27 protein-coding genes are annotated in these 24,681 nt (G+C 67.6%); 19 read left to right on the forward strand and 8 right to left on the reverse strand.

The window, feature by feature from the left end:
- Window positions 1-14: 14 nt before the first annotated feature.
- Complete coding sequence (locus AC0IYU_RS11745) at window positions 15-1,115, reverse strand: AI-2E family transporter (protein WP_435483121.1); 1,101 nt, start codon at window positions 1,113-1,115, stop codon at window positions 15-17.
- A 49-nt stretch (window positions 1,116-1,164) separates the two neighbouring features.
- On the reverse strand, window positions 1,165-2,205 hold the full coding sequence (gene purM / locus AC0IYU_RS11750) for a phosphoribosylformylglycinamidine cyclo-ligase (protein WP_472116728.1): 1,041 nt from the start codon (window positions 2,203-2,205) through the stop codon (window positions 1,165-1,167).
- Window positions 2,206-2,365: 160 nt separating this feature from the next.
- Here purM and hda point away from each other — a divergent pair, with 160 nt between their 5' ends.
- The 5 genes from hda (at window position 2,366) to AC0IYU_RS11775 (ending at window position 7,354) form a co-directional block, all read left to right on the forward strand.
- Complete coding sequence (hda, locus tag AC0IYU_RS11755; RefSeq protein WP_435435332.1) at window positions 2,366-3,052, forward strand: DnaA regulatory inactivator Hda; 687 nt, start codon at window positions 2,366-2,368, stop codon at window positions 3,050-3,052.
- Window positions 3,053-3,069: 17 nt separating this feature from the next.
- Entirely contained in the window at window positions 3,070-4,695 is a 1,626-nt protein-coding gene (pcnB, locus tag AC0IYU_RS11760; RefSeq protein WP_472116730.1) for a polynucleotide adenylyltransferase PcnB, read from the forward strand.
- Window positions 4,692-5,366, forward strand: a complete 675-nt coding sequence (folK, locus tag AC0IYU_RS11765; RefSeq protein ID WP_435483124.1) for a 2-amino-4-hydroxy-6-hydroxymethyldihydropteridine diphosphokinase — start codon at window positions 4,692-4,694, stop codon at window positions 5,364-5,366. Before pcnB ends, folK begins: the two co-directional genes overlap by 4 nt.
- Before the next feature lie 318 nt (window positions 5,367-5,684).
- Window positions 5,685-6,329, forward strand: coding sequence for a DUF47 domain-containing protein (locus AC0IYU_RS11770; protein WP_435435335.1), 645 nt, complete (start codon window positions 5,685-5,687; stop codon window positions 6,327-6,329).
- A 14-nt stretch (window positions 6,330-6,343) separates the two neighbouring features.
- The gene (locus AC0IYU_RS11775) at window positions 6,344-7,354 is read left to right on the forward strand and encodes an inorganic phosphate transporter (protein ID WP_472116733.1); all 1,011 of its coding nucleotides are present in this window, start codon (window positions 6,344-6,346) and stop codon (window positions 7,352-7,354) included.
- Between the two features lie 3 nt (window positions 7,355-7,357).
- Here the strand turns inward: AC0IYU_RS11775 and AC0IYU_RS11780 are convergent, their stop codons facing one another.
- Window positions 7,358-7,804, reverse strand: a complete 447-nt coding sequence (locus AC0IYU_RS11780) for a TM2 domain-containing protein (protein WP_472116736.1) — start codon at window positions 7,802-7,804, stop codon at window positions 7,358-7,360.
- Window positions 7,805-7,821: 17 nt separating this feature from the next.
- On the reverse strand, window positions 7,822-8,346 hold the full coding sequence (locus AC0IYU_RS11785; protein ID WP_472116739.1) for a GNAT family N-acetyltransferase: 525 nt from the start codon (window positions 8,344-8,346) through the stop codon (window positions 7,822-7,824).
- A gap of 180 nt (window positions 8,347-8,526) precedes the next feature.
- Here AC0IYU_RS11785 and rpsP point away from each other — a divergent pair, with 180 nt between their 5' ends.
- From rpsP to AC0IYU_RS11825, 8 genes are all read left to right on the forward strand, one after another.
- Window positions 8,527-8,790 carry a 30S ribosomal protein S16 gene (rpsP, locus tag AC0IYU_RS11790; protein ID WP_093124286.1) on the forward strand — a complete coding sequence of 88 codons (264 nt, stop codon included), beginning with the start codon at window positions 8,527-8,529 and terminating at the stop codon, window positions 8,788-8,790.
- A gap of 16 nt (window positions 8,791-8,806) precedes the next feature.
- Complete coding sequence (rimM, locus tag AC0IYU_RS11795; RefSeq protein WP_472116742.1) at window positions 8,807-9,361, forward strand: ribosome maturation factor RimM; 555 nt, start codon at window positions 8,807-8,809, stop codon at window positions 9,359-9,361.
- A gap of 15 nt (window positions 9,362-9,376) precedes the next feature.
- Window positions 9,377-10,123, forward strand: coding sequence for a tRNA (guanosine(37)-N1)-methyltransferase TrmD (gene trmD / locus AC0IYU_RS11800; RefSeq protein WP_472116746.1), 747 nt, complete (start codon window positions 9,377-9,379; stop codon window positions 10,121-10,123).
- A gap of 110 nt (window positions 10,124-10,233) precedes the next feature.
- A complete protein-coding gene (gene rplS / locus AC0IYU_RS11805; RefSeq protein ID WP_116908189.1) occupies window positions 10,234-10,611 on the forward strand; it encodes a 50S ribosomal protein L19 in 378 nt (125 codons plus the stop codon).
- Window positions 10,612-10,743: 132 nt separating this feature from the next.
- Complete coding sequence (locus AC0IYU_RS11810; RefSeq protein ID WP_435483129.1) at window positions 10,744-11,463, forward strand: CoA pyrophosphatase; 720 nt, start codon at window positions 10,744-10,746, stop codon at window positions 11,461-11,463.
- Between the two features lie 52 nt (window positions 11,464-11,515).
- Entirely contained in the window at window positions 11,516-12,517 is a 1,002-nt protein-coding gene (locus AC0IYU_RS11815) for a CobD/CbiB family protein (protein ID WP_435435342.1), read from the forward strand.
- Window positions 12,518-12,533: 16 nt separating this feature from the next.
- Window positions 12,534-13,625, forward strand: coding sequence for a histidinol-phosphate transaminase (gene hisC, locus AC0IYU_RS11820; RefSeq protein WP_472116749.1), 1,092 nt, complete (start codon window positions 12,534-12,536; stop codon window positions 13,623-13,625).
- 14 nt (window positions 13,626-13,639) lie between these two features.
- The gene (locus AC0IYU_RS11825; protein WP_472116752.1) at window positions 13,640-14,665 is read left to right on the forward strand and encodes a hypothetical protein; all 1,026 of its coding nucleotides are present in this window, start codon (window positions 13,640-13,642) and stop codon (window positions 14,663-14,665) included.
- Window positions 14,666-14,675: 10 nt separating this feature from the next.
- On the opposite strand, the gene rsgA is transcribed toward AC0IYU_RS11825, so the two are convergent.
- From rsgA to AC0IYU_RS11840, 3 genes are read right to left on the reverse strand one after another with little or no spacing between them, the layout of a single operon-like run.
- The gene (rsgA, locus tag AC0IYU_RS11830; protein WP_472116755.1) at window positions 14,676-15,632 is read right to left on the reverse strand and encodes a ribosome small subunit-dependent GTPase A; all 957 of its coding nucleotides are present in this window, start codon (window positions 15,630-15,632) and stop codon (window positions 14,676-14,678) included.
- Between the two features lie 12 nt (window positions 15,633-15,644).
- A complete protein-coding gene (locus AC0IYU_RS11835; protein ID WP_472116759.1) occupies window positions 15,645-16,001 on the reverse strand; it encodes a 4a-hydroxytetrahydrobiopterin dehydratase in 357 nt (118 codons plus the stop codon).
- A 34-nt stretch (window positions 16,002-16,035) separates the two neighbouring features.
- Window positions 16,036-17,298 (reverse strand): M48 family metallopeptidase, encoded by a 1,263-nt coding sequence (locus AC0IYU_RS11840; protein ID WP_472116761.1) that lies wholly within the window; start codon window positions 17,296-17,298, stop codon window positions 16,036-16,038.
- Window positions 17,299-17,357: 59 nt separating this feature from the next.
- On the opposite strand from AC0IYU_RS11840, the gene orn reads away from it, so the two are divergent.
- The 6 genes from orn (at window position 17,358) to AC0IYU_RS11870 (ending at window position 24,111) form a co-directional block, all read left to right on the forward strand.
- Window positions 17,358-17,954 (forward strand): oligoribonuclease, encoded by a 597-nt coding sequence (orn, locus tag AC0IYU_RS11845; RefSeq protein ID WP_472116764.1) that lies wholly within the window; start codon window positions 17,358-17,360, stop codon window positions 17,952-17,954.
- Window positions 17,955-18,220: 266 nt separating this feature from the next.
- Complete coding sequence (locus tag AC0IYU_RS11850) at window positions 18,221-20,158, forward strand: DEAD/DEAH box helicase (RefSeq protein ID WP_472116767.1); 1,938 nt, start codon at window positions 18,221-18,223, stop codon at window positions 20,156-20,158.
- A gap of 210 nt (window positions 20,159-20,368) precedes the next feature.
- On the forward strand, window positions 20,369-21,442 hold the full coding sequence (locus tag AC0IYU_RS11855; RefSeq protein ID WP_472116770.1) for an NAD/NADP octopine/nopaline dehydrogenase family protein: 1,074 nt from the start codon (window positions 20,369-20,371) through the stop codon (window positions 21,440-21,442).
- Window positions 21,432-22,436 (forward strand): 3-hydroxybutyryl-CoA dehydrogenase, encoded by a 1,005-nt coding sequence (locus AC0IYU_RS11860; RefSeq protein WP_472116773.1) that lies wholly within the window; start codon window positions 21,432-21,434, stop codon window positions 22,434-22,436. The genes AC0IYU_RS11855 and AC0IYU_RS11860 overlap by 11 nt, the downstream gene beginning before the upstream one ends.
- Window positions 22,433-23,230 (forward strand): alpha/beta fold hydrolase, encoded by a 798-nt coding sequence (locus tag AC0IYU_RS11865; RefSeq protein ID WP_472116776.1) that lies wholly within the window; start codon window positions 22,433-22,435, stop codon window positions 23,228-23,230. Before AC0IYU_RS11860 ends, AC0IYU_RS11865 begins: the two co-directional genes overlap by 4 nt.
- On the forward strand, window positions 23,227-24,111 hold the full coding sequence (locus AC0IYU_RS11870; protein WP_472116778.1) for a quinone oxidoreductase family protein: 885 nt from the start codon (window positions 23,227-23,229) through the stop codon (window positions 24,109-24,111). The genes AC0IYU_RS11865 and AC0IYU_RS11870 overlap by 4 nt, the downstream gene beginning before the upstream one ends.
- Before the next feature lie 25 nt (window positions 24,112-24,136).
- Here AC0IYU_RS11870 and AC0IYU_RS11875 read toward each other — a convergent pair whose 3' ends face one another.
- On the reverse strand, window positions 24,137-24,610 hold the full coding sequence (locus tag AC0IYU_RS11875; RefSeq protein WP_435483141.1) for a MarR family winged helix-turn-helix transcriptional regulator: 474 nt from the start codon (window positions 24,608-24,610) through the stop codon (window positions 24,137-24,139).
- Window positions 24,611-24,681 lie beyond the last annotated feature (71 nt).

The following is a 24,681-nucleotide window of genomic DNA, read 5'->3' on the forward strand; positions in this document are numbered from 1 at the left end:
AGCCCGGGAGTCGATCAGACCAGCGCCGCCGCCTGGAGTTCTTTCTTCAGGTACGCGTAGTACAGCGGCGCCGCCACCAGCCCCGCCGGCCCGAACACCGCCTCGGCCACGAACATCACGGCCAGCAGCTCCCACACGCTCATCTGCGTGCGCGCGCCCACCACCTTGGCGTTGATGACGTACTCGGCCTTGTGGATCACGATCAGGAAGATCAGGCAGGCCAGCGCGGTGACGGGCGACACCGACAGGCCCACCAGCGTGATCACCGAGTTGCACACCAGGTTGCCGACGATGGGCACCAGCCCGGCCAGGAAGGTCAGGGTGATCAGCGCCGGCGTGTACGGCAGGTGCGCGCCCCACATCGGCATGACGAACAGCAGGAAGATGGCGGTCAGCAGCGTGTTGAAGGCCGCGATCCAGAACTGGGCCGCCACGATCTGCCCGAAAGCCTCGCCGAAGGTCTGCACGCGCTGGTGCAGCTGCTCGGCCAGCGGACGGCGGCGCAGCGGCGCGTGCGCCACCGCGGCCAGTGCGCCGACGATCAGCCCCACGTAGGAAAAGAGCAGCCCGTGCAGCCAGGCCCGGCCCGCCATGGCCAGCGAGCCGGCCTGCGCGCGCAGGTAGTTGGCGATCACGCGCTGGATTTCGGCCGCGCCTTCCGGCAGGTAGGCCGCGATTTCGACCGGCAGCTTGGAGCGCAGCTCGAGCACGGTGCGCGCCGTGTAGTCGAGCAGCTCGCGGTACTGGTCGGGCGCGTCGACGATGTATTCACGCGCCTGCGACAGCAGCAGCGTGACCAGGGCGATAGGGCCCAGCAGGACCAGGATGACGGCCAGCACGTTGGCCCAGCCCTGGGTGCGGTCGGCGCGCCTGGCGAGTGCCGGCATGCGCAGCAGGCCGCCGGTCAGCACGCGCGCGAACCAGCGCGTCGCCAGGAAGCCGATGCACACGCACAGCAGCCCCGGCAGCAGGTGCTCCCACATCACCAGCAGCAGGGCCGCCAGCATCAGCAGGTAGCTGGCGACCATCACGCCGCGCGAGGCGGTGGGGCGGTAGGCGGGGGCCGCGGGGGGCGGGATCGCGGCGGAGGTGGTGGGTTGCGGCTTCTTGGCCATCCGGGGTGTCGGTGCTCTGCTCAGGACTTGTGGACGGAGCAGCCGGCGTTCAGCCGACGACCACCGCGGCGCCTTCGCCGCGCGCGGCGATCACGCCGATTTCATGCACCGATTCACCGGCCGCGCGAAGCGTGGCGGCGCAGGCGGCGGCTTCGGCCGCGTCGAGCACCACCACCATGCCGATGCCGTTGTTGAAGGTGCGGTTCATCTCGATGTCGTCGATGCCGGCCACCTTCTGCAGCCAGGCGAACAGTTCGGTCTGCGGCCAGCTGCCCTTTGTCAGGTGGGCGGCCATGCCTTCGGGCAGCACGCGGGGAATGTTCTCGAGCAGGCCGCCGCCGGTGATGTGGGCCAGCGCCTTGATCGGGTGCTTGGCCAGCGCATCGAGCACGGGCTTCACATACAGGCGGGTGGGCGCCATCACGGCTTCGCGGAAGGGCTTGCCGTCCAGCGTGGCGGGCAGGTCGGCGCCGGCACGTTCGATCACCTTGCGCACCAGGCTGAACCCGTTGGAGTGCACGCCGGCCGAGGCCAGGCCCAGCACCACGTCGCCGGGCTTGACGTTCTGGCCCGTGAGGATTTTCGATTTTTCGACCGCGCCGACCGCGAAACCCGCCAGGTCGTACTCGCCGGCGGGGTACATGCCGGGCATTTCAGCGGTTTCGCCGCCGATCAGGGCGCAGCCCGAGAGCTCGCAGCCGCGGGCGATGCCGCCGATCACGGCGGCTGCCGTGTCGATGTCCAGCTTGCCGCAGGCGAAATAGTCCAGGAAGAACAGGGGCTCGGCGCCCTGCACCAGCACGTCGTTCACGCTCATGGCCACCAGGTCGATGCCGACGGTGTCGTGCATGTTCCATTCGAAAGCCAGCTTGAGCTTGGTGCCCACGCCGTCGGTGCCGCTCACCAGCACCGGCTCCTTGTAGCGCTTGGGCACCTCGAACAGGGCGCCGAAGCCGCCGATGCCGGCCAGCACCCCTTCGCGCAGCGTCTTCTTCGCCAGCGGCTTGATGCGGTCGATCAGGGCGTCGCCTGCGTCGATATCGACACCGGCATCCTTGTAGCTGAGCGGGGTGGGCGTAGGGGAGGTCATAGATGGTCGAGGTCGGGAAGAGCGCGAAAGGCCGCGAAAGGACGCGAAAGTATGCGAAGAGGAGGAACTGAAGAGGGTGCCGGCAACCATGTTGGCCGGGCCGATAGAATTCCTCACGATTTTAAGGGCCCTCGTGGCCCCCTCCATGAACCTTCCCGGGATGAAACAGCTCGCGCTCGATATCGGCATTGCGACGGGCCCCAGCTTCGACGCCTTTTTTGCCGGCCCCAACGAGGCGGCGCTGCGCCACCTGCAAGTGTGGGTGGGCGGCGCCGGCAGCCCTGCGCTGCACTCGCCGGTGCCGACCTACCTGTGGGGCGAAGGCGGCAGTGGCAAGACCCATCTGCTCGAATCGGTGCGTGTTGCACTGAGGGAGCAGGGCGCCAGCGTGGGCTGGCTGCACGCCGGCCTGCTGGAGCCGCCCGAGTTCGACGAGCGCTGGGGCGCCGTGCTGCTCGACGACGTGCACCTCTACACCGCCGTGCAACAGCACGCGGCTTTCAACTGGTTCGTCAACGCCCAGACCCTGCAGCGCGGCGTGGTGGCCGCCGGCGCCTTGCCGCCGGCCGACCTGGCGCTGCGCGAGGACCTGCGCACCCGCCTGGGGTGGGGCCATGTGTTCCACCTGCAGGTGCTCAGCGAAAGCGAACGCCGCGCGGTGCTGCGCCAGGCGGCCGATGCGCGCGGCGTGATGCTGTCCGACGACGTGCTCGACTACATGCTGCACCGCTTCAGCCGCGACCTGGGCAGCCTGATGGAGCTGCTCACGCAGCTCGACGGCTATGCCCTGCAGACCCAACGCGCGATCACCATTCCGCTGATCCGCTCCATGCTTGAGAACGAATAAGAGCTTCCAACCAAACAATGATCAAGAAATTCATCGACAAGCTGCTTGGCAAATCCGCCGGCGGCACACAGGGCAAGAGCCGCTTCGGCAAGCGCCAGGAGGTGCCGGCGGAGGTTCACGGGATCGATCCGGCCCTGGTCGACGAACGCGCGAAAAACGTGGTCACCACGCTGCAGCAAGCGGGGTACGAGGCCTATGTGGTGGGCGGCGCGGTGCGCGACCTGCTGCTGGGGCTGCGCCCCAAGGACTTCGACGTGGCCACCAACGCCACGCCCGAGCAGGTCAAGTCGCTGTTTCGCCGTGCCTTCATCATCGGGCGGCGCTTTCGCATCGTGCACGTGGTGTACGGCCGCGGGCGCGAGCATGAGGTGATCGAGGTCTCGACCTTCCGCGCCTACATGGACAACACCGCGGCCGAGCAGGTGGCGGGCAACGAGCGCACCAGCAAAGGCGAACTCGCGAGCATGAAGCACGCCGTGGACGCCAGCGGCCGTGTGCTGCGCGACAACGTCTGGGGCCCTCAGGAAGAAGACGCGGCGCGCCGCGACTTCACCGTGAACGCCATGTACTACGACCCGGCCAACCAGGTGGTGGTCGACTATCACAACGGCATCAAGGACGCGCAGAAGCTCACGCTGCGCATGATCGGCGACCCGGCCACGCGCTACCGTGAAGACCCGGTGCGCATCATTCGCGCCATCCGCTTCTCGGCCAAGCTCGCCGCGCTGGGCTTCAAGATGGAAGCCAAGACGGCGGCGCCGCTGATCGATTCGAGCAAGCTGCTGGCCGACGTGCCGCAGAGTCGCCTGTTCGACGAAATGCTCAAGCTGTTGCAGACCGGCCATGCCATCGCGACCATCGAGCAGCTCAACAAGCTCGGCCTGGCGCGGGGCATCTACCCGCTGCTCGACGTGGTGGTGGAGCGCGCCGATCAGCCTTTCGTGAAGGCCGCCCTGCAGGACACCGACCGCCGCGTGGGCGAGGGCAAGCCCGTGGCGCCCAGCTTCCTGCTGGCCTGCGTGCTGTGGGCCGACGTGCGCGACGGCTGGGCCCAGCGCCAGGAAGGCCGCCACGGCCAGCGCCCCCAGCCGCCGTTCCCGGCGCTGCAGGACGCCATCGACGACGTGTTCAATTCGCGCATCGGCGACGTGTCGGGCCGCGGCAAGCTGGCCGCCGACATGCGCGAGATCTGGATGATGCAGCCGCGCTTCGACAAGCGCACCGGCTCCACGCCCCACAGCCTGGTCGAGCAGGCGCGCTTTCGCGCGGCCTTCGACTTCATGCGCCTGCGCGCCGACGTGGGCGAGGTGAGCGAGGCCATTGCCGAGTGGTGGCAGGAGTTCAGCACCGCCGACGACGTGCGCCGCCAGGACCTGCTGGAGCAGGTGCGCGAAGACCAGAAGGTGCGCCAGCGCGTGCGGGTGCGCGAGAACCCGCCGCCCAAGCCGCGCAGCGAGCCTGTGGTGCGCCAGGCCCCGGGCGTCGAGACGGATTCGGACGAAGAGGTCGAAGTCGAAGCCGGTGCCGTGCCCCCCGACGGCGAAGCAGCCGCGCCGCGCAAGCGCCGGCGCCGCCGCAAGCCGCGTCCCGCGGGCGGTGGCGACGGCGGTGGTGAGGGCGGCGGCCACGCCGCTGGCGAATGAGCGCGCCGGACCGGCCGGACGGCGGCAGGAAGAGCCCCGCGGCCAAGGCCATTGCCAAGGTAAGCAAGGTGAGCAAGGTCCCCAAGGCCGCGCCACCGCGCAGCACCGGGGGCAAGCCCCCGACGGCCGGCGCCCGAAGCGGCCCGCCCGCGCGCCGCTCGCCCGCCCGCGCCCCCACGAGCCGCCCGCGCGGTCCGCGCGAGGACTACCCGACCGTGCAGGCCTTTGTAGCCATCGGCGCCAACCTGGGCGATGCCGAGGCGGCCGTGAAGGCGGCCATGGCCGCCATCGGCGCGCTGCAGCGCACCCAGGTGACGGCCCGTTCGTCGCTCTACCGCAGCGAACCGGTGGATGCCGAAGGCCCCGATTTCGTCAACGCCGTGGTGGCCGTGCGCACCGGCCTGGATGCCGAGCAGTTCCTCGTGGCGTTGCAGCGCCTGGAAACGCAGGCCGGCCGCGAACGGCCTTTTCCCAATGCACCGCGCACGCTCGACCTCGATCTGCTGATGCACGGCAACTCGGTGATGGACACGCCCACGCTGACCCTGCCGCACCCCCGCATGCGCGAGCGCGCCTTCGTGCTGAAGCCGCTGGCTGAAATCGCACCCGACAAGGTGCCGCGCGCGGCGCTGGCACGCGTCACGGGACAGGTGGTCAAGCGCATCGTCTGACGCAGCGGCGCTGCTGCTTTACGCACTCGATCTCGCCGGAACAACCGGTGTTCGCGGTCAGCGGGCATTGGCGGCCGGCCATGCGGGGGCTTGACTGGCCGGCGTGCTGCTGATCGTGGCGCTGCGCCTGGGCGGCATCCACGGCGGCTGGCACTTGCCGGTGCTGCGCTTGCAGGGCTGAATTCGAGGCCAGCGGGGCGTGCGCGCAGCGCTTCAAAAGCCGGTCCGTGCGGGCCGGGCCGTCATGCCCGTTAAACTTCGCCGGTTTTTCATGAAGGCGTCATACCGTTGTGGTTGTGGCGCACCCCAGGAGTTTCCATGTTCGGCAAGCTGCTGCCCCGCGAGGGCAATTTCTTCGAGATGTTCAACCAGCACGCCGATCGCATCGTCGAGGCGGCGAGGGCTTTCGAGCAACTCGTCGCCAACTACAACGACGTGCACCTGCGCGAGCAGTACAACCGCGATGTCGACAACGCGGAGCGCGCCGCCGACCGCGTGACGCACGACGTCAACCGGCTGATCCACAAGACCTTCATCACGCCCATCGACCGCGAGCAGATCCACAAGCTCATCAACACGATGGACGACGTGGCCGACCTGATCCAGGACTCGGCCGAGACCATGGCGCTGTACGACGTGCGCCACATGACCGACGAGATCGTGCGCCTCACGGCCCTGAGCGTGAAGTGCTGCGACCGCCTGAAGGACGCCGTCAAGTTCCTCGGCAAGATCGCCGATCCGGCGGTGGCCGAGGCGGTGCTCAAGACCTGCGAGGAAATCGACCGCCTCGAATCGGACGCCGACCGCGTGATGCGCAGCGCCATGAGCAAGCTGTTCCGCGAGGAGCCCGATGTGCGCGAGGTGATCAAGCTCAAGGCGATCTACGAGCTGCTGGAAACGATCACCGACAAGTGCGAGGACGTGGCCAACGTGATCGAGGGCATCGTCCTCGAGAACTCCTGAGCGGGTAGCCACGCATGGCAACGGTTCAGGTCGCCCTCTGGGTGGTGATGGTGCTGGTCGCGCTGGCGATCCTGTTCGACTTCATGAACGGATTCCACGACGCCGCGAATTCGATCGCGACGGTGGTCTCCACCGGCGTGCTCAAGCCGGGGCAGGCCGTGGTGTTCGCGGCATTTTTCAACCTGATCGCGATCTTCATCTTCCACCTGAGCGTGGCGGCCACGGTGGGCAAGGGCATCGCCCAGCCCGGCGTGGTCGACGTGCATGTGGTGTTCGGTGCGCTCGTCGGTGCCATCAGCTGGAACCTGGTCACCTGGTACTACGGCATTCCGAGCAGCTCGTCGCACGCGCTCATCGGCGGCATCGTGGGCGCGGTGATCGCCAAGACCGGCACCAGCGGGCTGGTGGCCTCGGGCATCTGGAAGACGGTGGCCTTCATCTTCGTGTCGCCGCTGCTGGGCTTCCTGCTGGGCTCGATGATGATGATCGCGGTGGCCTGGGGCTTCAGGCGCGCCACGCCGTCGCGGGTGGACCGCTGGTTCCGGCGGCTGCAGCTGGTTTCGGCCGGCGCCTACAGCCTGGGCCATGGCGGCAACGACGCGCAGAAGACCATCGGCATCATCTGGATGCTGCTGATCGCCACCGGCTACGCCTCGGCCAGCGACGCCGCGCCGCCGCTGTGGACCATCGTGAGCTGCTACACCGCGATTGCGCTGGGCACCATGTTCGGCGGCTGGCGCATCGTGAAGACGATGGGCCAGAAGATCACCAAGCTCAAGCCCGTGGGCGGCTTCTGCGCCGAGACGGGCGGGGCGCTGACCCTGTTCCTGGCCACCGCGCTGGGCATTCCGGTGTCGACCACCCACACCATCACGGGCGCCATCGTCGGCGTCGGCTCCACGCAGCGCGCGAGCGCGGTGCGCTGGGGCGTGGCGGGGAACATCGTGTGGGCGTGGATCTTCACGATCCCGGCGTCGGCCTTCGTGGCGGCGATTGCCTACTGGATCAGCATCCAGCTGTTCTGATCGCTATTGCGAAATCTTCCGGCCTTCTTCGATCTGGTGTTCGAAGTAGCGCTGGAAGCTGAACACGATGCTGGCCATCAGGATCGTGCTGCCGAAGAACAGCGACATCACCACCGCGCCGATGGTGAACCAGTTGGTCTGGCCCGGCTTGGCATCCGACGGCGCGCTTGCGTTGAAGCGCGCATTCCACTTCTCGGGTGTCATCAGGCCGTAGACGATGGCCACCAGCGCGCAGCCCGCGATGGTGAAGCCCAGCAACGGAATCAGCGCCCAGCTCAGGCCGTCGTCCACGCCGTACAGGCGCACGCGTTCGATGCCGTAGACGCCCAGCGCCGTGGGAATGGGCAGCAGCCAACCAAGCCAGTCGCCGACGCCGCGCAGGTAGAAGCGGTGCAGTCCCAGCGGGCCGCCAAGGAAGGTGAGCCAGGCGGCGGTGGTCTTGTTTTTCATTCCGGTGTCATTCAGAGTCATTCGGGCTTGGTGGTGCTGCCTTCGCCGAGCACCTTCTCCATCAGGACCACGTCGCGCCATTCGCCGAACTTCCAGCCGCAGTCCTTCAGCACGCCGACGTGGGTGAAGCCCTGGCTGCGGTGCACCCCGACGGAACCGGCGTTGGCCGAGTCGCCGATCACCGCGATCAGCTTGCGCACGCCTGCGGCTTCGGCTGCTTGCGACAGCGCCGCCAGTAGCTTCGCGCCCAGACCCTTGCCGCGCGCTGACTCCGACATGTAGATCGAGTCCTCGGCCGAAAAACGGTAGGCCGGGCGCGGCTTGAACCAGTTGCAGTAGGCAAAACCCAACACTTCGCCATTTTCTTCGGCAACCAGGTACGGCAGTTTCTTGCCCAGCACGTCGGCGCGACGGGCGGCCATGTCGGTGGGGGAGGGAGGCTCTGTTTCGAAGGTGCCGGTGCCGTTCAGCACGTGGTGGGCATAGATGGCCGTGACGGCTGCAACGTCTTCGTCGCGGCTGGGGCGGATGGTGAGGGGCATGCGGGTGAAAACAGGTGGCGCGAGGCCGGAATTCGGAGAAAACGCGTGTCGGGCTATAATCGCAGGCTTTTCAGCGTGTCGCTGGCCGGGTGGCCATGTCGCGTGTCTCGACGCTGGAAGAACATTGTGAGCGGGCCTCTTCTTCATCCATAGGGCCTGCTGACCACCCAAGGATAAATCATGGTCGTCATTCGACTTTCCCGCGGCGGCTCCAAAGGCCGTCCGTTCTTCAACATCGTCGTGTCGGACAAGCGCGTTCGCCGCGATGGCCGTTTCATCGAGCGTCTGGGTTTCTACAACCCGACCGCCAAGGAAAACGAAGAAAGCATCCGTATTGCCCAGGACCGCCTGGCCTACTGGAAGAGCGTCGGCGCACAAGCTTCGCCCACCGTTCTGCGCATCATCAAGCAAGCTGCTTCGGCAGCACCCAAGGCGGCGGCCTAAGCCGTCCCGCACGGCGATGTTGCCCGCACTCGAAACCGCCGAATTGCCGGCGGACGCGATCGAAGTAGGGCGCATCGCCGATGCATGGGGCATCAAGGGCTGGTTCAAGGTCCTGCCCCACAGCGCCCAGCCCGAGGCGCTTTTTTCTTCCAAGCGTTGGTTCCTGCAGGCCCCCGGGGCTGCGGCGAGCGGCGCTTTCCGGCTCGCGATCCGCGAAGCCAAAGAACATTCCAGCTGCATCGTCGCCACGTCCGACGATGTGCCCGATCGCAACGCGGCCGAAGCGCTGCGCGGCGCGCGCGTGTTCGTGTCGCGTTCGAGCTTTCCAACGGCCGGCGACGACGAGTACTACTGGGTCGACCTGATCGGCCTGTCGGTGGTCAACCGCGAAGGCGTCGTGCTCGGCGAGGTTCGCGAGCTGCTTGCTACCGGTCCGCAGACCACGCTGGTGCTCGCCGCCGAAGAAGACGGCAAGGCCGTCGAGCGCATGGTGCCCTTCGTCTCCGTCTTCGTCGACAAGGTCGACCTGCCCGGCCGCCTGATCACGGTCGACTGGCAACCCGAATACTGACCGGCGACTGCGCGCATGCGCTTCGACGTCCTCACGCTGTTTCCCGAACTGTTCGCGCCTTTCATGGCCAGCGGCGTGACGCGCCGCGCCTACGAGTCGAAGCAAGTCGAGGTGGTGCTGTGGAACCCGCGCGATTTCGCCCCTGGCAACTACAAGCGTGTGGACGACCGCCCGTTCGGCGGTGGCCCCGGCATGGTCATGATGGCGCAGCCGTTGTCGGCTTGCCTCGACGCGGCGCTCGCGGCCCGCGGCGCAGAAGCACCCGTCGTGCTGTTTTCTCCCATCGGCGAGGCGTTGCGGCATGCATCGGTCGAGCGTTGGTCGGCCAGCAAGGGTGCGGTGCTGGTCTGCGGGCGCTATGAAGGTATTGACCAGCGTTTCATCGACACGCGCGTCACGCACCAGATCAGCCTCGGCGATTTCGTTCTCTCCGGCGGAGAGATCGCGGCCATGGCGCTGCTCGATGCGGTCGCGCGTTTGCAGCCGGGAGTGCTCGGCGACGAAGCCAGCCACGTGCAGGACAGCTTCAATCCCGCCCTCGACGGCCTGCTCGACTGCCCGCACTACACCCGGCCCGAGCAATGGAACGGGCAGGGCGTGCCGGCGCCGTTGCTTTCGGGCCACCATGTGCAGATCGAGCGGTGGCGGCGCGACCAGCGCCTGGCCATCACGGCCGCACGGCGCCCCGAACTGATCGACGCGGCCCGCGCGGCGGGACGCCTTGCCAAGGCCGATGAGGCCGCGCTGAAAAAAAAGCTATAATCTCGGGCTCCCCGATCCTCTGCCCGGCCGCGCCGGACTTTTCGCCGGTTCATCCGATGAAAGCCCAGGCGCCCTTTGTGTAGCCCGACACGATCGACTATCAGGAAATCATGAACCTCATCCAGACCCTCGAGCAGGAAGAAATTTCCCGCCTCGGCAAAACCATTCCCGATTTCATGCCCGGTGACACGGTCATCGTCAGCGTGAGCGTCGTCGAAGGCACCCGCAAGCGCGTGCAGGCCTACGAAGGCGTCGTGATCGCCAAGCGCAACCGTGGCCTCAACAGCGGCTTCACCGTGCGCAAGATCTCCAGCGGCGAAGGCGTGGAGCGTACGTTCCAGACCTACAGCCCGCTGATCGCCGGCATCGAAGTCAAGCGCCGCGGCGATGTGCGCCGCGCCAAGCTGTACTACCTGCGCGAGCGCAGCGGTCGTTCGGCACGCATCAAGGAAAAGCTGCCGAGCAAGTCGACGGCCGCTGCCAAATAAGCAGTCCTGTCGTGCAAGAAAAGCCGCCGCTCTGGCGGCTTTTTGCATTGGTGCCCCGCACGAAAAGACAGCTTGGCTTTTTTACGCTCTACTCGAAGCCTCTTGACCTCTTTCTCCTCCACCGTCGCTTCCATGCAACCCGCTCCCCTCGAACCCATCAATGCCGTGGTGCCGCCCACGCTGCTGCAGTTCGATCCGCGCGAGGCGCCCTTCGTGGACGGCAGCGACGGCTTGCCCGCGGTGGCGGCCGACCAGTTGACGGCGCAGGCGTTGCGCGCGCGCTTCGCCGCGCCGCCCGTGTGGGAGCCCGAGCTCAGGCGCGAGCCCCGCATGATCGACCGCCCGCCCGCGCAGGCCGCCGTGCTGGTGCCGATCGTGCAGCGTCCCCACGGCGCGACCGTGCTGCTCACCGAGCGCACCACGCACCTGTCGAACCACTCGGGCCAGGTGGCGTTTCCGGGCGGCCGCGTCGACCCGGAAGACGCCAACATTTCCGCCGCCGCATTGCGCGAGGCATGGGAAGAGGTCGGCCTGTCGGCGCAGTTCATCGAAGTGCTCGGCAGTCTTCCGACCTACACCACGGTGACTTCTTTCATCGTGACGCCGGTTGTCGCGCTGGTGCAGCCCGACTTCGAACTCACCATCAATCCCTACGAAGTGGCCCATGCCTTCGAGGTGCCGCTGGCCTGGTTGATGGACCCTGCCAACCACCGCCGCCATTCGGTGAGCGCGGTGGACGGCCGCCGGCGCGAGTGGTATTCGATGCCCTACCAAGACGGGCCCGACGAGCGCTTCGTCTGGGGCGCGACCGCAGGCATGCTGCGCAATCTCTACCGCTTCCTCGCCGCCTGAGTCTCTTGCGCGCAGGGCCCGAATCTTCGGGCGCTCTCGCTATCATCGAAGGATGAGCTTTTTTGCCATCCTGTGCGCGCTGCTGATCGAGCAGGTGCGGCCGCTGGGCCCGCACAATCCCGTGTACGGCGGGGTTCTGGCGTGGACACGCTGGACCAGCCGCAACTTCGACGCGGGCAAGCCGCACCACGGATGGATCGCCTGGGGGCTCGCGGTCTTCGTGCCCACGCTCTTGTCGCTGGGCGTGCACTGGCTGCTGGTGCTCACGCTCGGCCTGCCCTTCGCGGTGCTGTGGAGCATTGCGGTGCTCTACGTCACGCTGGGCTTCAGGCAGTTCAGTCATCACTTCACCGACATCCGCGATGCGCTCGACGAGGGCGACGAGCCGCTCGCGCGCTCGCTGCTTGCGCACTGGCAGGGTGTGGATGCGGCCGACCTGCCGCGCAGCGAAATCGTGCGCCACGTCATCGAGCATTCGGTGATCGCCGCGCACCGCCATGTGTTCGGCGTGCTGGCGTGGTTCTCGGTCATTGCGGCGATCGGACTCGGGCCGGCCGGCGCGGTGTTCTACCGCATGAGCGAGTTCGTCTCGCGCTACTGGGCGCACAAGAACGGCGCCGCGGTGCAACCGTCGAGTGTCGCGGTGCAGGAGGCCGCGGGGCGTGCCTGGCACGCGATCGACTGGCTCCCCGCGCGCATCACCGCGCTGGGCTTCGCGGTGGTCGGCAGCTTCGAGGAAGCCATCGACTGCTGGCGCAACGACGCGCAGCGCTTCCCCAACGAAAACGACGGCGTGATCCTCGCTGCGACGTCGGGCGCGGTCAACGTGCGCCTGGGCGGTGGCTCGCTGAGCCCGATTCCCGTCGCCGATTCGCTGTCGCGCGCCCAGGCCGGCGAATCAATGGCCGACGGCCGTCGTACCGACAGCGGCAGCACGCCTGGGCGAGAGCCCGAGCCTGGCCACCTGCGCAGCGTCGTGGGCCTGGTCTGGCGCTCGGTCGTCATGTGGATGGTGCTGCTGGCCTTGCTGACCTTGGCTCGCCTGCTGGGCTGAGCCGCAGGAGAATTTCATGACTACCGCAGTGCCGGCTTTCTGGAGCCCGCGCATCGGCGCGCTCGAGCCCTACGTGCCCGGAGAGCAGCCGCGCATCGAGAACCTCGTCAAGCTCAACACCAACGAGAACCCGTACCCGCCGTCGCCGATGGCCATCGAGGCGATCCGGCGCGCGGCCGAGCACGGGCTTGAGCGCTACCCGGACCCGACCTCGCTCGCCTTGCGCGAAGCGGTCGCGCGGCGGCATGGGCTGCAGGCCGACCAGGTGTTCGCGGGCAACGGCTCCGACGAGGTGCTCGCGCACGCGTTCTTCGCGTTCTTCCAGCAGGCCGCGCCGCTGCTCATGCCCGATGTGAGCTACAGCTTCTACAAGGTCTATGCGCAGCTGTACGGCATCGACTGCGCGCTGCAGCCGTTGGACGACGGCCTGCGCATCGACATCGACGCCCTGGCGGCGCGTGCCCGCGAAGGCTGCGCGGGCATCGTCATCGCAAACCCCAACGCACCGACGGGCATCGGCCAGCCGCTGTCGCGCATCGAGCAGCTGCTTCGGGCCTGCCCCGAGCGCGTGGTGCTGGTGGACGAGGCGTACATCGACTTCGGCGGCGAAAGCGCGCTGCCGCTGATCGACAAATATCCGAACCTGCTGGTGGTGCAGACGCTCTCCAAGGCGCACTCGCTGGCGGGCCTTCGGGTCGGTTTCGCCTGCGGGCAGGCCCACCTGATCGACGCCCTGGTGCGCGTGAAGGACAGCTTCAACTCCTACCCGATCGACCGGCTGGCCTCGGCCGGCGCGGTGGCCGCGCTCGACGACGAGGCCTGGTTCCGCGGCACGCGCGACAAGATCGTCGACACCCGCGAAGGGCTGTGTCTGCAGCTCGAAGACCTGGGTTTCGAGGTGCTGCCCTCGCAAGCCAACTTCGTCTTTGCGCGCCATGCGCAGCGCGACGCCGCTGAACTCGCCGCACTGCTGCGCGAGCGCGCCGTGCTGGTGCGGCATTTCAGGCAGGCGCGCATCGCGCAGTACCTGCGCATCAGCATCGGCACCCGAGAGCAGTGCGGCGCGCTGGTGCAGCGACTGCAGGATATTCTTGGCCCCCATTCTTGAAGGAACTCCCGGCCATGCCGACCCATGACTCCGACCCGCGCTCAGCGGCCTGCGCAAGCTTCTGGCAAGCGGTGAGCGTCCAGCTCGACAGCCTTCGCACCCTGCCCGGGCACGAACTGGTGCCGGCGTTGAACGCACTGCTGCAGCCCCTCTTTCCACGCCTGGCCGCGGAGGTGGCCGGTGAGCCGCCCGCATTCAAGCTCGTGCTAACCGCCCATGGCTCGATGGACGACTTCGACGACGTCATGGCGCTGGTGCAGAGCAGCCCCGCGTTGCCGCAGGTCGAGGTGGAGGCTTTCCGTCAGCGCACGGGCCAGGGCTTCGGTATTCGCATGGGCGACTTCGAGCTGGCGAGTTCCGACATTCTCGTGAAGCACGAGCCCTACGACGGCTTGGTGGCGCTGGAGATCGGCTTCGCCAAGCCCATTCCCATGGACATGCGGGACCACGCGCGCCACATGAGCCTCATCATGCTCGACCACATCCTGGGCGAGTACGACACGGCGGTGAAGGTCGGCCCGGTCGACTATGCCGACGCCGGCGACAGCGCGGGTTTCGACGGCGTGTCGCTCGACGACTTCGTGCCGGTGTTCGACGCCTGCTGGCGCGACGAACTCGGCCACACCGGTGTGTTTCCCACGGGCGAGCACGCCTGGTCGGGCCTGACCGCCACGCGCGAAGCCGAGGACGGCAGCGAGATCGAGATGGTCGTGATGCGCAACGACACGGCCGCCGCGCTGCTGGGCCGTGCGGACCTGGGCCACCACCTGTCGGCCGCGATCCCGGTGGAATCGGGCGAAGAACTGGAAGCGGCCCGCGTCTACGAAGACCGGCTGACCGCGCTGCTGCAGACGCACGAGACGGGCTGCTGCACGCACGTCGTCCTGGAAGAGGGTGTACGCACCGTCAACTTCCAGGTGGCCGATGCCGCTGCGGCGATCGCGCATGCGCAGTCGCTGCAAGAGGACATGGACCTTCCCGTGACGCTGGAGCTTGCCTTCGACCCGACCTGGAAGTCCTACCGCGTCTGGCTCGGCTGACGCCGGCGCTTCAGTAGCGCTTCTGGCTCAGCTCGGCGAACAGCTCGCCGTAGATCTTGTAGCGGCTCGGGCTGATGCCGTTGCCCGTTTCGTTGGCCGCCCCCACGTTGGCGATCACGCCGCAGCCCGGCTCGTGCAGGTGGGTGCAGTTGTAGAACTTGCAGTCGCCCATGTGTTCGGCGATGTCGGGCATCAGGCCGGCAAGTTGCATCGGTTCGATGTGGTTCAGGCCGAATTCCTGGAAGCCCGGCGAATCGATCAGGCCTGTGGTGCGGGCTTCGTCGATCCAGTACCAGGTGGTGCTCGTGGTCGTGTGCTTGCCCGAATTCAGCGCCTGCGAGATCTCCTGCGTCAGCACGGTGGCGCCCGGCACCAGCAGGTTGGTCAGCGTGCTCTTGCCCGAGCCCGAAGGGCCCAGCACCAGCGTGCACTTGCCCGCGAGCAGCTTCATCAGCGAGGCGTAGTCGGCCTCGCCCGATGCCTTCAGCGACAGCGGCAGCACGCCGTGGTGCATGCGCCGGTAGGGCGCCAGCTTGGCCCAGGCGCGCGCGAAGGGCTCGACCAGGTCGCTCTTGTTGAGCGCGATGATGGGTGTGATGCGCTCGGCCTGGGCCGCGATCAGCGCACGTGCCAACTGATGCTCGGAGAACTCCGGCTCGGCGGCGATCAGGATCAGCACGTGGTCGAGGTTGGCCGCGAACGACTTGGTGCGGATCTCGTCCTGCCGGTAGAACAGGTTGCGCCGCGGTAGCACCTGCTCGATGGTGCCTTCGTCCTCGCTGGCCTGCCAGAGCACGCGGTCGCCGACCACGGCCTGGCTCTTCTTGCCGCGCGGGTGGCAGATCAGGCGCTCGCCCGCGGGCGTTTCGACCAGGCAGTGACGGCCGTGGCTGGCGACAACAAGACCGTCGTTCAGCGTCTTCGCAGCGGATGCTGCGGAAGCGGCGGTGCTGCTCGACTTAGCCAAGTGCGCGGTCCGTCATGCGGCGGGACCGGGGCTTGCGACCAGCGCATCGGCCTGGCGCGCGCAGTCGAAGTCGGTGGCTGAGAGGCCTCCCACGTCGTGCGTGTTGAAGCGCACCACGCAGCGGTTGTAGTGCACCGAAAGGTCGGGGTGATGGTCCTGTGTGTGCGCCACGAAGGCCAGCGCATTCACGAAGGCGATGGTTTCGAAGTAGTTGGCGAAGGTGAAGGTCTTTTCGATGGCGACGTCGGCGCCGTCGCCGGTGAGCTTCCAGCCGTCGAGGCGCGCCAGGGCGGCCACGATTTCGGTGGCGCTCAGCGCTTTGCGTGCGGGAAGGTTCTTCCAGTCTTTGGGCTTGAACATGCTGCTCATGAGGGGCTTCGCGAAGAAATGAAAAGTGGATGCATCACGCCGAGGCCGTCATGCGCGCAAGGCGCTCGGAGGCGGGCGGATGGGAGTAGTAGAAGCTCACGAACAGCGGGTCCGGCGTGAGCGTCGAGGCGTTGTCCTGGTAGAGCTTGAGCAGGGCGGCCGACAGGTCGGCGCCGCTGGTCTGCGCCACGGCATAGGCATCGGCTTCGAACTCATGCTTGCGCGACAGGCGGGCGGGCAGCGGTGCAATGAAGAAGCCGAACACCGGCACCGCCAGCATGAACAGCAGCAGCGCCAACGCATTGTTGGGTGCGGTGAGGTTGGGTTGCACGCCCAGTCCGGCATAGAACCATACCTGCGTCGACACCCAGCCCAGCAGCGCGAAGCCCGCCAGGCTCAGCGCGAACATGGCAACGAGCCGCTTGACGATGTGGCGGTGCTTGAAGTGGCCGAGTTCGTGGGCGAGCACTGCTTCGACCTCGCTGGCGTTCAGCTGCCGCAGCAGCGTGTCGTAGAACACCACGCGCTTGCTGGCACCGAAGCCGGTGAAGTAGGCATTGGCGTGCGCGCTGCGCGTGCTGCCGTCCATCACGAACAGGCCCTTGGCCGCGAAGCCGCAGCGCTTCATGAGCGCCGTGACGCGCGCCTTCAGCGTGGGATCGTCCAGCGGCTTGAACTTGTTGAACAGCGGGGCGATGAAGGTCGGGTAGATCAGCATCAGCAACAGGTTGAAGCCCATCCACGCACCCCAGGCCCACAGCCACCAGAGCTGTCCAGCGGCACCCATGAGCCAGAGGATCAGGGCGGCGATCGGCAGGCCGATCACGGCGCCGAGCAAGGTCGACTTGAGCGTGTCGGCCAGCCAGAGCTTCCAGGTCATCTTGTTGAAGCCGAAGCGCTCCTCGAGCCGGAAGGTCTGCCAGAGCGTGAAAGGAAGCTCCAGCAGCCCGCCGATCAAGGCGAAGGCGCCCAGCAGCACCAGTTGCTGCACCATGCCGCCGCCGAGCCACAGGAGCAGCAGCTTGTTGAGCACGTCGAGCCCCCCGAGAAGCGTCCAGCCCAGCAGCAATGCTGCGCTCCAGGCCATCTCGATGAGGCCGAGGCGCGCCTTGGCGATGGTGTAGTCGGCCGCCTTCTGGTGGGCGGCGAGGGTGATGGTCTGCGCGAAGGCGGGCGGGACCGTGCCGCGGTGCTGCGCCACATGGCGCACCTGCCGCGAGGCCAGCCAGAACTTCACGAGCAGCCCCGCAACCAGCGCAACCGCAAAGGCAATGGTGAAGATGAGCGAATAGGACATGGAGCGGCGAGTTTAGTCCCCGGTATCTGGGGCCGCAGGCCTTCGACGACAATCCTGCGATGCCCGAATCCATCGCCCCGACACCCCCGGCCGCCGTGCCCACCCTGAAGAAGAGCGACCTGAACCTGGTCTGGCTGGACTGCGAAATGAGCGGACTGGACCCCGACAAGGAGTTCCTGCTCGAAATTGCCGTGGTCGTGACCGGTCCCGACCTCACGCCCCGCATCGACGGTCCCGTGCTGGTCATTCACCAGAGCGATGCCGTGCTCGACGCCATGGACGCCTGGAACAAGGGCACCCACGGCCGCAGCGGCCTGATCGACAAGGTGAAGGCCTCCACGCTGGACGAAGCCGCCGCCGAGCAGCAGTTGCTGGAATTCATCGCCAAGTACATCCCGCGCAGCGGCTCGCCCATGTGCGGCAACACCATCGGTCAGGACCGGCGCTTCCTGGTCAAGTACATGCCCAAGCTGGAGGCGTACTTCCACTACCGCAACCTCGACGTCAGCACCCTCAAGGAGCTGGCCAAGCGCTGGAAGCCCACCGCCTACAGCAGCTTCAAGAAGCAGCAGGCGCACACCGCGCTGGCCGACGTGCACGAGTCCATCGAGGAACTGGCGCACTATCGCGAGACTTTCCTGAAGCTGACCGACTGATTAAACAAAGTCAGCGGACAAAGGACTAGGTAAAACCCCGAGTTCGTGCCATAATCGCAGGCTTCGCTGATCAGGCAGGTATTTCAAGCCCGGCCAGCGACTCTTGCATCTCCCTATCTTGCACACCGCGCCCGATCGCATTCGCTGATCAAAAAGGGCCACAGCCTCAGGCGTCAGCCCGAAGTTGAATGTCGTTGGATGGTTGATGTTTTTAACCACCAACGGGGCGCCGCCTACGGCAGCGCTCGCGTTTGAGATTGATATTCATGACCGACGCTTTTGAAGCGCAGGGCGAATTCGCGCCTGTGCAATCCTCTACCCATAACGAATTCACCGCTCCGGTGGACACCGTGTCCGAGGCCCCCATTCTCGAGGCGCTCGACGCAGCCGCTCCCGAAGTGGCCGCAGTGGAAGAACCCGCTCTGCCCAACGGCTTTGTCCGCCTGGGCCTCGCCCCTGAACTGATCGCCGCCGTGGCCGACCTGGGCTTCACCCAGCCCACCACCGTGCAAGACAAGGTGATCCCGCTGGCCATGGGCGGTGAAACCGGCCAGGACGGCAAGGCCCGTTTCGTCGACCTGATGGTCTCCAGCCAGACCGGTTCGGGCAAGACCGCCGCCTTCCTGCTGCCCGTGCTGCACACGCTGCTCAAGCGCCAGGCCGAAGCCGAAGCTGAAGCCAAGGCCGAGTTCCAGCGCCTGGCCGCCGAAGCTGCCGCCCGCGGCGAAGCCGCGCCGAAGAAGCCCAAGCGCAAGGACCCGACCAACACCCGTCATTTCAAGGCTGCCACTCCTGGCGCCCTGATCCTGTGCCCGACGCGCGAACTCGCGCAGCAGGTCGCGCACGACGCCATCGAGCTGGTCAAGCATTGCCGCGGCCTGCGCATTGCCAACGTGGTGGGCGGCATGCCTTACCAGTTGCAGATCGCCAAGCTGCAGAACGCCGACCTCGTGGTTGCCACCCCCGGCCGTCTGCTCGACCTGCAACGCTCGTCGCAGCTCAAGCTCGACCAGGTCAAGTTCCTGGTGGTCGACGAAGCCGACCGCATGCTCGACCTCGGCTTCTCCGACGACCTGGCCGAAGTCAACCAGCTCACCATCGAGCGCCAGCAGACCATGATGTTCAGCGCCACCTTCGCGCCGCGCATCCAGCAGCTGGCCCAGCGCGTCATGCGCGAGCCGCAACGCATCACCATCGACAGCCCGCAGGAAAAGCACGCCAACATCAAGCAGTCGCTGTACTGGGCGGACAACAGCCAGCACAAGCGCAAGCTGCTCGACCACTGGCTGCGTGACACCACCATCAACCAGGCCATCGTGTTCGCGAGCACGCAGGTCGAGTGCGACGGCCTCGCCGCCGACCTGCAGCAAGACGGCTTCAGCGCCGTGGCACTGCATGGCGCCCTGAGCCAGGGCCTGCGCAACCGCCGCCTGATGGCGCTGCGCCAAGGCCAGGTCCAGATCCTGGTGGCCACCGACGTTGCTGCCCGCGGCATCGACGTGCCGACCATCACCCACGTCTTCAACTTCGGCCTGCCGATGAAGGCCGAGGACTATACGCACCGCATCGGCCGCACCGGCCGTGCAGGCCGCGACGGCCTGGCCATCACCTTCGCCGAGTTCCGCGATCGCCGCAAGATCATGGACATCGAGCAGTACAGCCGCCAGCAGTTCAAGGCGGAAGTGGTGCCGGGCATGGAGCCGCAGCAGCGCATGCCGCAATCGCGTCCGCCGATGGGCGAGTACCGCGGCGGCCGTGGCGACAACCAGTCGCGCGATCGCAAGTTCGGCGGCGCTCCGCGTGGCAATGGCGGCGGCTTCGGCGGCGGCAATGGCGGCGGCAACTATGCAGGCGCCAGCGGCTTCAACGACCGTGGTTCGCGTCCCCCGGCCCCCCGTGGCGGCGGCTTCGGCGGCCAGGGTGGTGGCGGCCATAACGCCGGTTTCGGCGGCGGCCGTGACGAAGGCGGCAACAACGGCGGCGGCTTCGGTCGCAAGCCGGGTTGGGGCGACAGCGCCCCGCGCGGTGGCAGCAACCATGGCGGCCGTGGCGACTTCGCTCCCCGCGAAGGTTTCGCACCGCGTGAAGGCTTCGCACCCCGCGAGGGCTTCGCTCCCCGCGGCAATGGCGCAGGCCATGGCGGCCCGGGCAAGGTGTTCGTGCCCCGTGACGCGCAAAAGCGCAGCTTCAAGCCCACGCGCTGATCCCCTGCGAACGGCCTGACAGCCGCTTCGCCCCCCAAAGCCCGCGCTTCTCACGAACGCGGGCTTTTTCATTTCGGGTTTCCGAGCAGGCCGGTGCAGTCGAATTTTGATTGACACCTGAATCGATGAAAAGTAATGTAATAGCGCATTGCTTCCCCGGGTCCGTCCTGCGGCCACCGGTTCATCGACACCTGCTTTTCGACTTTCGACATGAAAATTGCGATTCTTGGGGGTGGTCATGGCGCCTATGCGGCCGCCGCTGACCTGTCTGAAACCGGCCACGAAGTGCGCCTGTGGCGTCGCGATGCCGCGGCGCTCGCGCCGCTCGTGCATGCCGGCGCCATCACGCTGAAAGATGCCGACGGTGTGCGCGAGGTGCCCATCGCGCTGGCCACCGCCGATATCGGCGCGGCTCTGAAAGGCGCCGAACTCATCGTCGTTCCCACGCCCGCCATTGCCCAGCACGACATCGCGCTCGCCATGGCGCCGCACCTGGTCGACGGCCAGGTCGTGTTCCTGCCGCCGGGCACCTTCGGCAGCTACGTGATGGCGAAGACCGTCAAGGAGGCCGGCAGCCGCGCCGACGTCGCCTGGGCCGAGACCGGCACCTTGCCCTACCTGGCGCGCAAGCACGGCGAGCGCGAGGTGAACGTCACCATCCGCGCGATCCGGCTGCCCACGGGCGTCTATCCGGCGCGCAGGGAGGCGCAGGCCATCGAGGTGATTCGCCAGGCCTACCCGGCCGTGCACGGCTGCGGCGACGCACTGTCGGGCGCGCTCATGAATGCCGGCCCCGTCATCCACCCGCCGCTGATGGTGATGAACGCCGCGCCGCTGCAGCACTTCGAGCGCTGGGACATCCACAACGAAGGCACCCAGCGCGCCGTGCGCGACGTGACCGACCGCCTCGACCAGGAGCGCATCGCGGTGCGGGAAGCCTTCGGCCAGGGCGCGCCGCACTATCCGCTGGCCGACCACTACGACAACGACCGGTGGATGTACGGCGACGCGCACAAGCAGCTCGTGAAGTCGGGCGACTGGCGCGAGAACATCGACCTGCACACGCACCGCTACATCACGGAAGACACCGAGCTCGGCCTGGCATTTCTCGCATCGGCTGCGCGCCATGCCGGCGTCGACGCGCCCATCGCGCACGGCCTGCTGGCCATCGTCGGCGGCTTTCTCGGCCGCGACCTGCGACGCGGCCCGCGCACCTTCGAAAGCCTGGGCCTCGCCGACCTGAGCGCGTCGCAACTGCGCCAGAGGCTGCACGATGGCGAATGACGCCGCGCTGCCCCGTTTCGCCGCGGTCGGCGCGGGCCGCATGGGGCGCGGCATCGCCATCGCGTTCGCATATGCGGGGCACCGCATCTCGCTGATCGACCTGCGCCAGCGCAGCGGCGATGCGTGGCAGCGCCTGCGCGACGAGGCGAAGGCCGAAATCGAGGCCAGCCTGTTGGGCCTGGCGCAGCTCGGCGTGATCGATGCATCGCAGGTCGAGCGCATCGCCGCGCGCGTGGATTTCGTCGACGCAGCCGCCGCGCCGCAAGCGCTCGCCGCGGCCGAGCTCGTGTTCGAAGGCGTGCCCGAGACCATCGAAGCCAAGCGCGAGGCGTTCGAGCACATCAACCGCCACTGCCGCGACGATGCCATCCTCACCTCCACCACCAGCAGCATCCTCGTGACGCAGCTGGCCGCGTTGGTGCGGCTGCCGGAGCGCTTCCTCAACATGCACTGGCTCAATCCGGCCTATGTGATTCCCGTGGTCGAACTGAGCTGCCACCCCGGCACCGACCCCGCCGTGCTCGCGCGCACCAAGGCGCTGATGGAGGCCATCGGCAAGCTCCCCGTGGTCTGCGGCGCCTCGCCCGGCTACATCGTGCCGCGCTTGCAGGCGCTGGTGATGAACGAGGCCGCGCGAATGATCGAGGAGGGCGCCGCCACCGCCGAGGAAATCGACAAGGCCACGCGCTACGGCCTGGGCCTTCGCTTCGCCGCGCTCGGCGTGGTCGAGTTCATCGACTTCGGCGGCTGCGACATCCTGCACCACGCCAGCCGCGAGATGTCGGTGTCGCTCGACAAGGGCCGCTACACCGCGCCGGCCATCGTCGCACGCATGGTCGACGAAGGGCGGCTCGGCCTGAAGAGCGGCAGCGGCTTCTACGACTACGCCGGCCGCGACATCGCCGCCTACCGGCGCGACGTGCTTTCGCGCACGCTCGGTGAATTGCGGCATGCGGGCCTGTGGCGCGCACCCGCCGACGAGACGCTGTCATGAACATTCGCCGCGCTTTCGCCGACCTGTCGGTGGGGCAGGTGCACTACGCGGCGTGCGGCGATCCGCAGGCGCCGGCGGTGCTGCTGCTGCACCAGTCGCCGCGCAGCTGGGCCGAGTACCGCGCGGTGCTGCCGCTGATCGGCGCGCGGCGCCGCGCCATCGCGATGGACACCGCCGGCTTCGGCGATTCCGCAGATGGCGGCGTGCCCGCGAGCATCGCGCAATGGGCGCGCGTGGCCTGCGAGCTGCTCGACGTGCTGAACATCTCGCAGGTGGATGTCGTGGGGCATCACACAGGCGGTGTCGTGGCCGTCGAGCTTTCAGCGGCTTTCCCCGATCGCGTGCGCAGCCTCGTGCTGTCTTCGACGCCGTACACCGACGAAGCCTTTCGCCGCGCGCGGGCACAGCGCCCGCCCATCGACGAAGTCGAGCCCAGCGAAGACGGCTCGCACCTCGCCGCGCTGTGGCAGAAGCGCCAGGGCTTCTATCCGCCGGGCCGGCCCGACCTGCTCGAAGCCTTCGTGCGCGACGCGTTGAAGGTCGAGCGCGTGGAAGACGGGCACCGTGCCGTTGCGTCGTACCGCATGGAAGACCGCATCGGCCATGTCACGCAGCCCGCGCTCATCGTGCGCGCTACCGAAGACCCGTTCGCCGCGCCGCATGCGCAAGAACTGCAGCACCACCTGCCGCATGCGCGCATCGCCGACATCGAAGGCGGCATGGTGCCCTTGCCCGACCAGATGCCCGAGGCCTTCGCGCGCACCGTGCTCGAGTTTCTGGAGACCTTGCCATGAAGGCCGTGCGCATCCACGGCTTCGACGCCGTGCCCGTGCTGGAAGACGTTGCCGACCCGGTGGCGCGGCCCGGCCGCACCCTGGTGCGCATGGAGGCCGCGACGGTCGGGCACATCGACCGCACCGTGTGGCGCGGCAGCTTCCTGCGCCATCCACCGCTGCCCTACACGCCGGGTGTGGAGGCGGCGGGCGTCGTCATCGCGAGCGGGCAGTACGCCACCGGCCAGCGCGTGTGGCTGCGCGGCAGCGGACTGGGCACGCTGTTCGACGGCACCTGGAGCGAGCTGGTCGACGCGCCCGATGAAGCGCTCGGCGTGCTGCCTGACGACGTGCCGATGCCATTGGGCGCCGCATTCTTTTCGCCCTGCACGTCGGCGTGGGTCGCGCTGCACGAGGTCGCGAAGCTGCAGGCCGGTGAGCAGGTGCTGGTGACCGGTGCGAGCGGTGCCGTCGGCTCGCTCGTGATGCAGCTCGCACGCGACGCCGGCTGCACGGCGACGGCCATCGATCCGAACGCCGAGCCGTCCGCGGCTGCCAGCGCCGACCTGCTGATCGACACGGTAGGCGGCGATGTGCTCGCGAAGGTCTTGCCCGCCGTGCGCGCTGGCGGGCGTGCGGTGCTGGTCGGCTACACCGCCGGCCCGACGCTGCAACTCGACATCTCGCACTTTTTGCAACGCGATGTGGCGCTGTTGCCGCTCAACATGTTTCGGCGTGAAGCGGCGGGCCGTGCCGCCGCGCCCGAGCTGCTGGCAAGGCTGGCCGACGGGCGACTGCACCTGGCCGTGCAACCCTTCGCGCTCGCCGATGCGGCCCTTGCGCTCGACTGGATCGCGCAGCGCGGCCACCGCGGCCGTGCAGTCCTCGTGCCTCGCCTCTGAGCGAGCGGGCCACGGGGACGCAGGGTCAGTCTTCCTCCGGCTCCCCCACCGGCACATGCACGTGCAGGTCGATCATCTGCCGCAGGGTCTGCTTGAGCTCTTCGGCGCGCCGCAAGCCGAAGGGTTCGAGCACGCGCCGCTCATGCTCGCGTGCGAGTTCCATCAGGTGTTCCACCGCCTTCAGGCCCTTGCGCGTAATGCGCACCAGCGTGATGCGGCGATCACTTTCATGGGGCAGGCGCTCCACCTGTCCGCGCGCTTCCATGCGGTCCAGCAACCGCGTGACCGTGGGCTGCTTGGTCACCGTCACCTGCGCAAGCTGGCCGATGCTGACCGCGTCGCTCCCCGCGAGCGAGGCCATCACGCGCCACTCCGAGATGGAGAAGCCCTGCTGCCGCGCCACCTCGTGGAACTCCGAGGAAATCAGCTGGCTGGCCTGCGCCAGCAGCGCGGGCAGGTAGTCATCGACGAAGCGATGCGGTGCCGCCGGCTCAGCCATGAACGCACCCGGTGCATGAGGCGGGCACGCTGTTTGCATGTCTAGGGTAATTCATGATTGTGGATACATTC

Source organism: Variovorax sp. AC103 (assembly GCF_979254005.1).

Excerpts from the sequence above, each read along its gene's own strand:
- AC0IYU_RS11825 (WP_472116752.1), top strand. The coding sequence starts at position 13,640 with ATGCCGACCCATGACTCCGACCCGCGCTCAGCGGCCTGCGCAAGCTTC.
- AC0IYU_RS11850 (WP_472116767.1), top strand. The coding sequence starts at position 18,221 with ATGACCGACGCTTTTGAAGCGCAGGGCGAATTCGCGCCTGTGCAATCC.
- AC0IYU_RS11870 (WP_472116778.1), top strand. The coding sequence starts at position 23,227 with ATGAAGGCCGTGCGCATCCACGGCTTCGACGCCGTGCCCGTGCTGGAA.
- AC0IYU_RS11840 (WP_472116761.1), bottom strand. The coding sequence starts at position 17,298 with ATGTCCTATTCGCTCATCTTCACCATTGCCTTTGCGGTTGCGCTGGTT.
- trmD (WP_472116746.1), top strand. The coding sequence starts at position 9,377 with ATGCGCTTCGACGTCCTCACGCTGTTTCCCGAACTGTTCGCGCCTTTC.
- AC0IYU_RS11810 (WP_435483129.1), top strand. The coding sequence starts at position 10,744 with ATGCAACCCGCTCCCCTCGAACCCATCAATGCCGTGGTGCCGCCCACG.
- AC0IYU_RS11780 (WP_472116736.1), bottom strand. The coding sequence starts at position 7,804 with ATGAAAAACAAGACCACCGCCGCCTGGCTCACCTTCCTTGGCGGCCCG.
- AC0IYU_RS11775 (WP_472116733.1), top strand. The coding sequence starts at position 6,344 with ATGGCAACGGTTCAGGTCGCCCTCTGGGTGGTGATGGTGCTGGTCGCG.
- folK (WP_435483124.1), top strand. The coding sequence starts at position 4,692 with ATGAGCGCGCCGGACCGGCCGGACGGCGGCAGGAAGAGCCCCGCGGCC.
- AC0IYU_RS11860 (WP_472116773.1), top strand. The coding sequence starts at position 21,432 with ATGGCGAATGACGCCGCGCTGCCCCGTTTCGCCGCGGTCGGCGCGGGC.
- purM (WP_472116728.1), bottom strand. The coding sequence starts at position 2,205 with ATGACCTCCCCTACGCCCACCCCGCTCAGCTACAAGGATGCCGGTGTC.
- pcnB (WP_472116730.1), top strand. The coding sequence starts at position 3,070 with ATGATCAAGAAATTCATCGACAAGCTGCTTGGCAAATCCGCCGGCGGC.
- AC0IYU_RS11745 (WP_435483121.1), bottom strand. The coding sequence starts at position 1,115 with ATGGCCAAGAAGCCGCAACCCACCACCTCCGCCGCGATCCCGCCCCCC.
- AC0IYU_RS11835 (WP_472116759.1), bottom strand. The coding sequence starts at position 16,001 with ATGAGCAGCATGTTCAAGCCCAAAGACTGGAAGAACCTTCCCGCACGC.
- rimM (WP_472116742.1), top strand. The coding sequence starts at position 8,807 with ATGTTGCCCGCACTCGAAACCGCCGAATTGCCGGCGGACGCGATCGAA.
- hisC (WP_472116749.1), top strand. The coding sequence starts at position 12,534 with ATGACTACCGCAGTGCCGGCTTTCTGGAGCCCGCGCATCGGCGCGCTC.
- AC0IYU_RS11875 (WP_435483141.1), bottom strand. The coding sequence starts at position 24,610 with ATGGCTGAGCCGGCGGCACCGCATCGCTTCGTCGATGACTACCTGCCC.
- AC0IYU_RS11770 (WP_435435335.1), top strand. The coding sequence starts at position 5,685 with ATGTTCGGCAAGCTGCTGCCCCGCGAGGGCAATTTCTTCGAGATGTTC.
- hda (WP_435435332.1), top strand. The coding sequence starts at position 2,366 with ATGAAACAGCTCGCGCTCGATATCGGCATTGCGACGGGCCCCAGCTTC.
- orn (WP_472116764.1), top strand. The coding sequence starts at position 17,358 with ATGCCCGAATCCATCGCCCCGACACCCCCGGCCGCCGTGCCCACCCTG.
- AC0IYU_RS11865 (WP_472116776.1), top strand. The coding sequence starts at position 22,433 with ATGAACATTCGCCGCGCTTTCGCCGACCTGTCGGTGGGGCAGGTGCAC.
- rplS (WP_116908189.1), top strand. The coding sequence starts at position 10,234 with ATGAACCTCATCCAGACCCTCGAGCAGGAAGAAATTTCCCGCCTCGGC.
- AC0IYU_RS11855 (WP_472116770.1), top strand. The coding sequence starts at position 20,369 with ATGAAAATTGCGATTCTTGGGGGTGGTCATGGCGCCTATGCGGCCGCC.
- rpsP (WP_093124286.1), top strand. The coding sequence starts at position 8,527 with ATGGTCGTCATTCGACTTTCCCGCGGCGGCTCCAAAGGCCGTCCGTTC.
- AC0IYU_RS11815 (WP_435435342.1), top strand. The coding sequence starts at position 11,516 with ATGAGCTTTTTTGCCATCCTGTGCGCGCTGCTGATCGAGCAGGTGCGG.
- AC0IYU_RS11785 (WP_472116739.1), bottom strand. The coding sequence starts at position 8,346 with ATGCCCCTCACCATCCGCCCCAGCCGCGACGAAGACGTTGCAGCCGTC.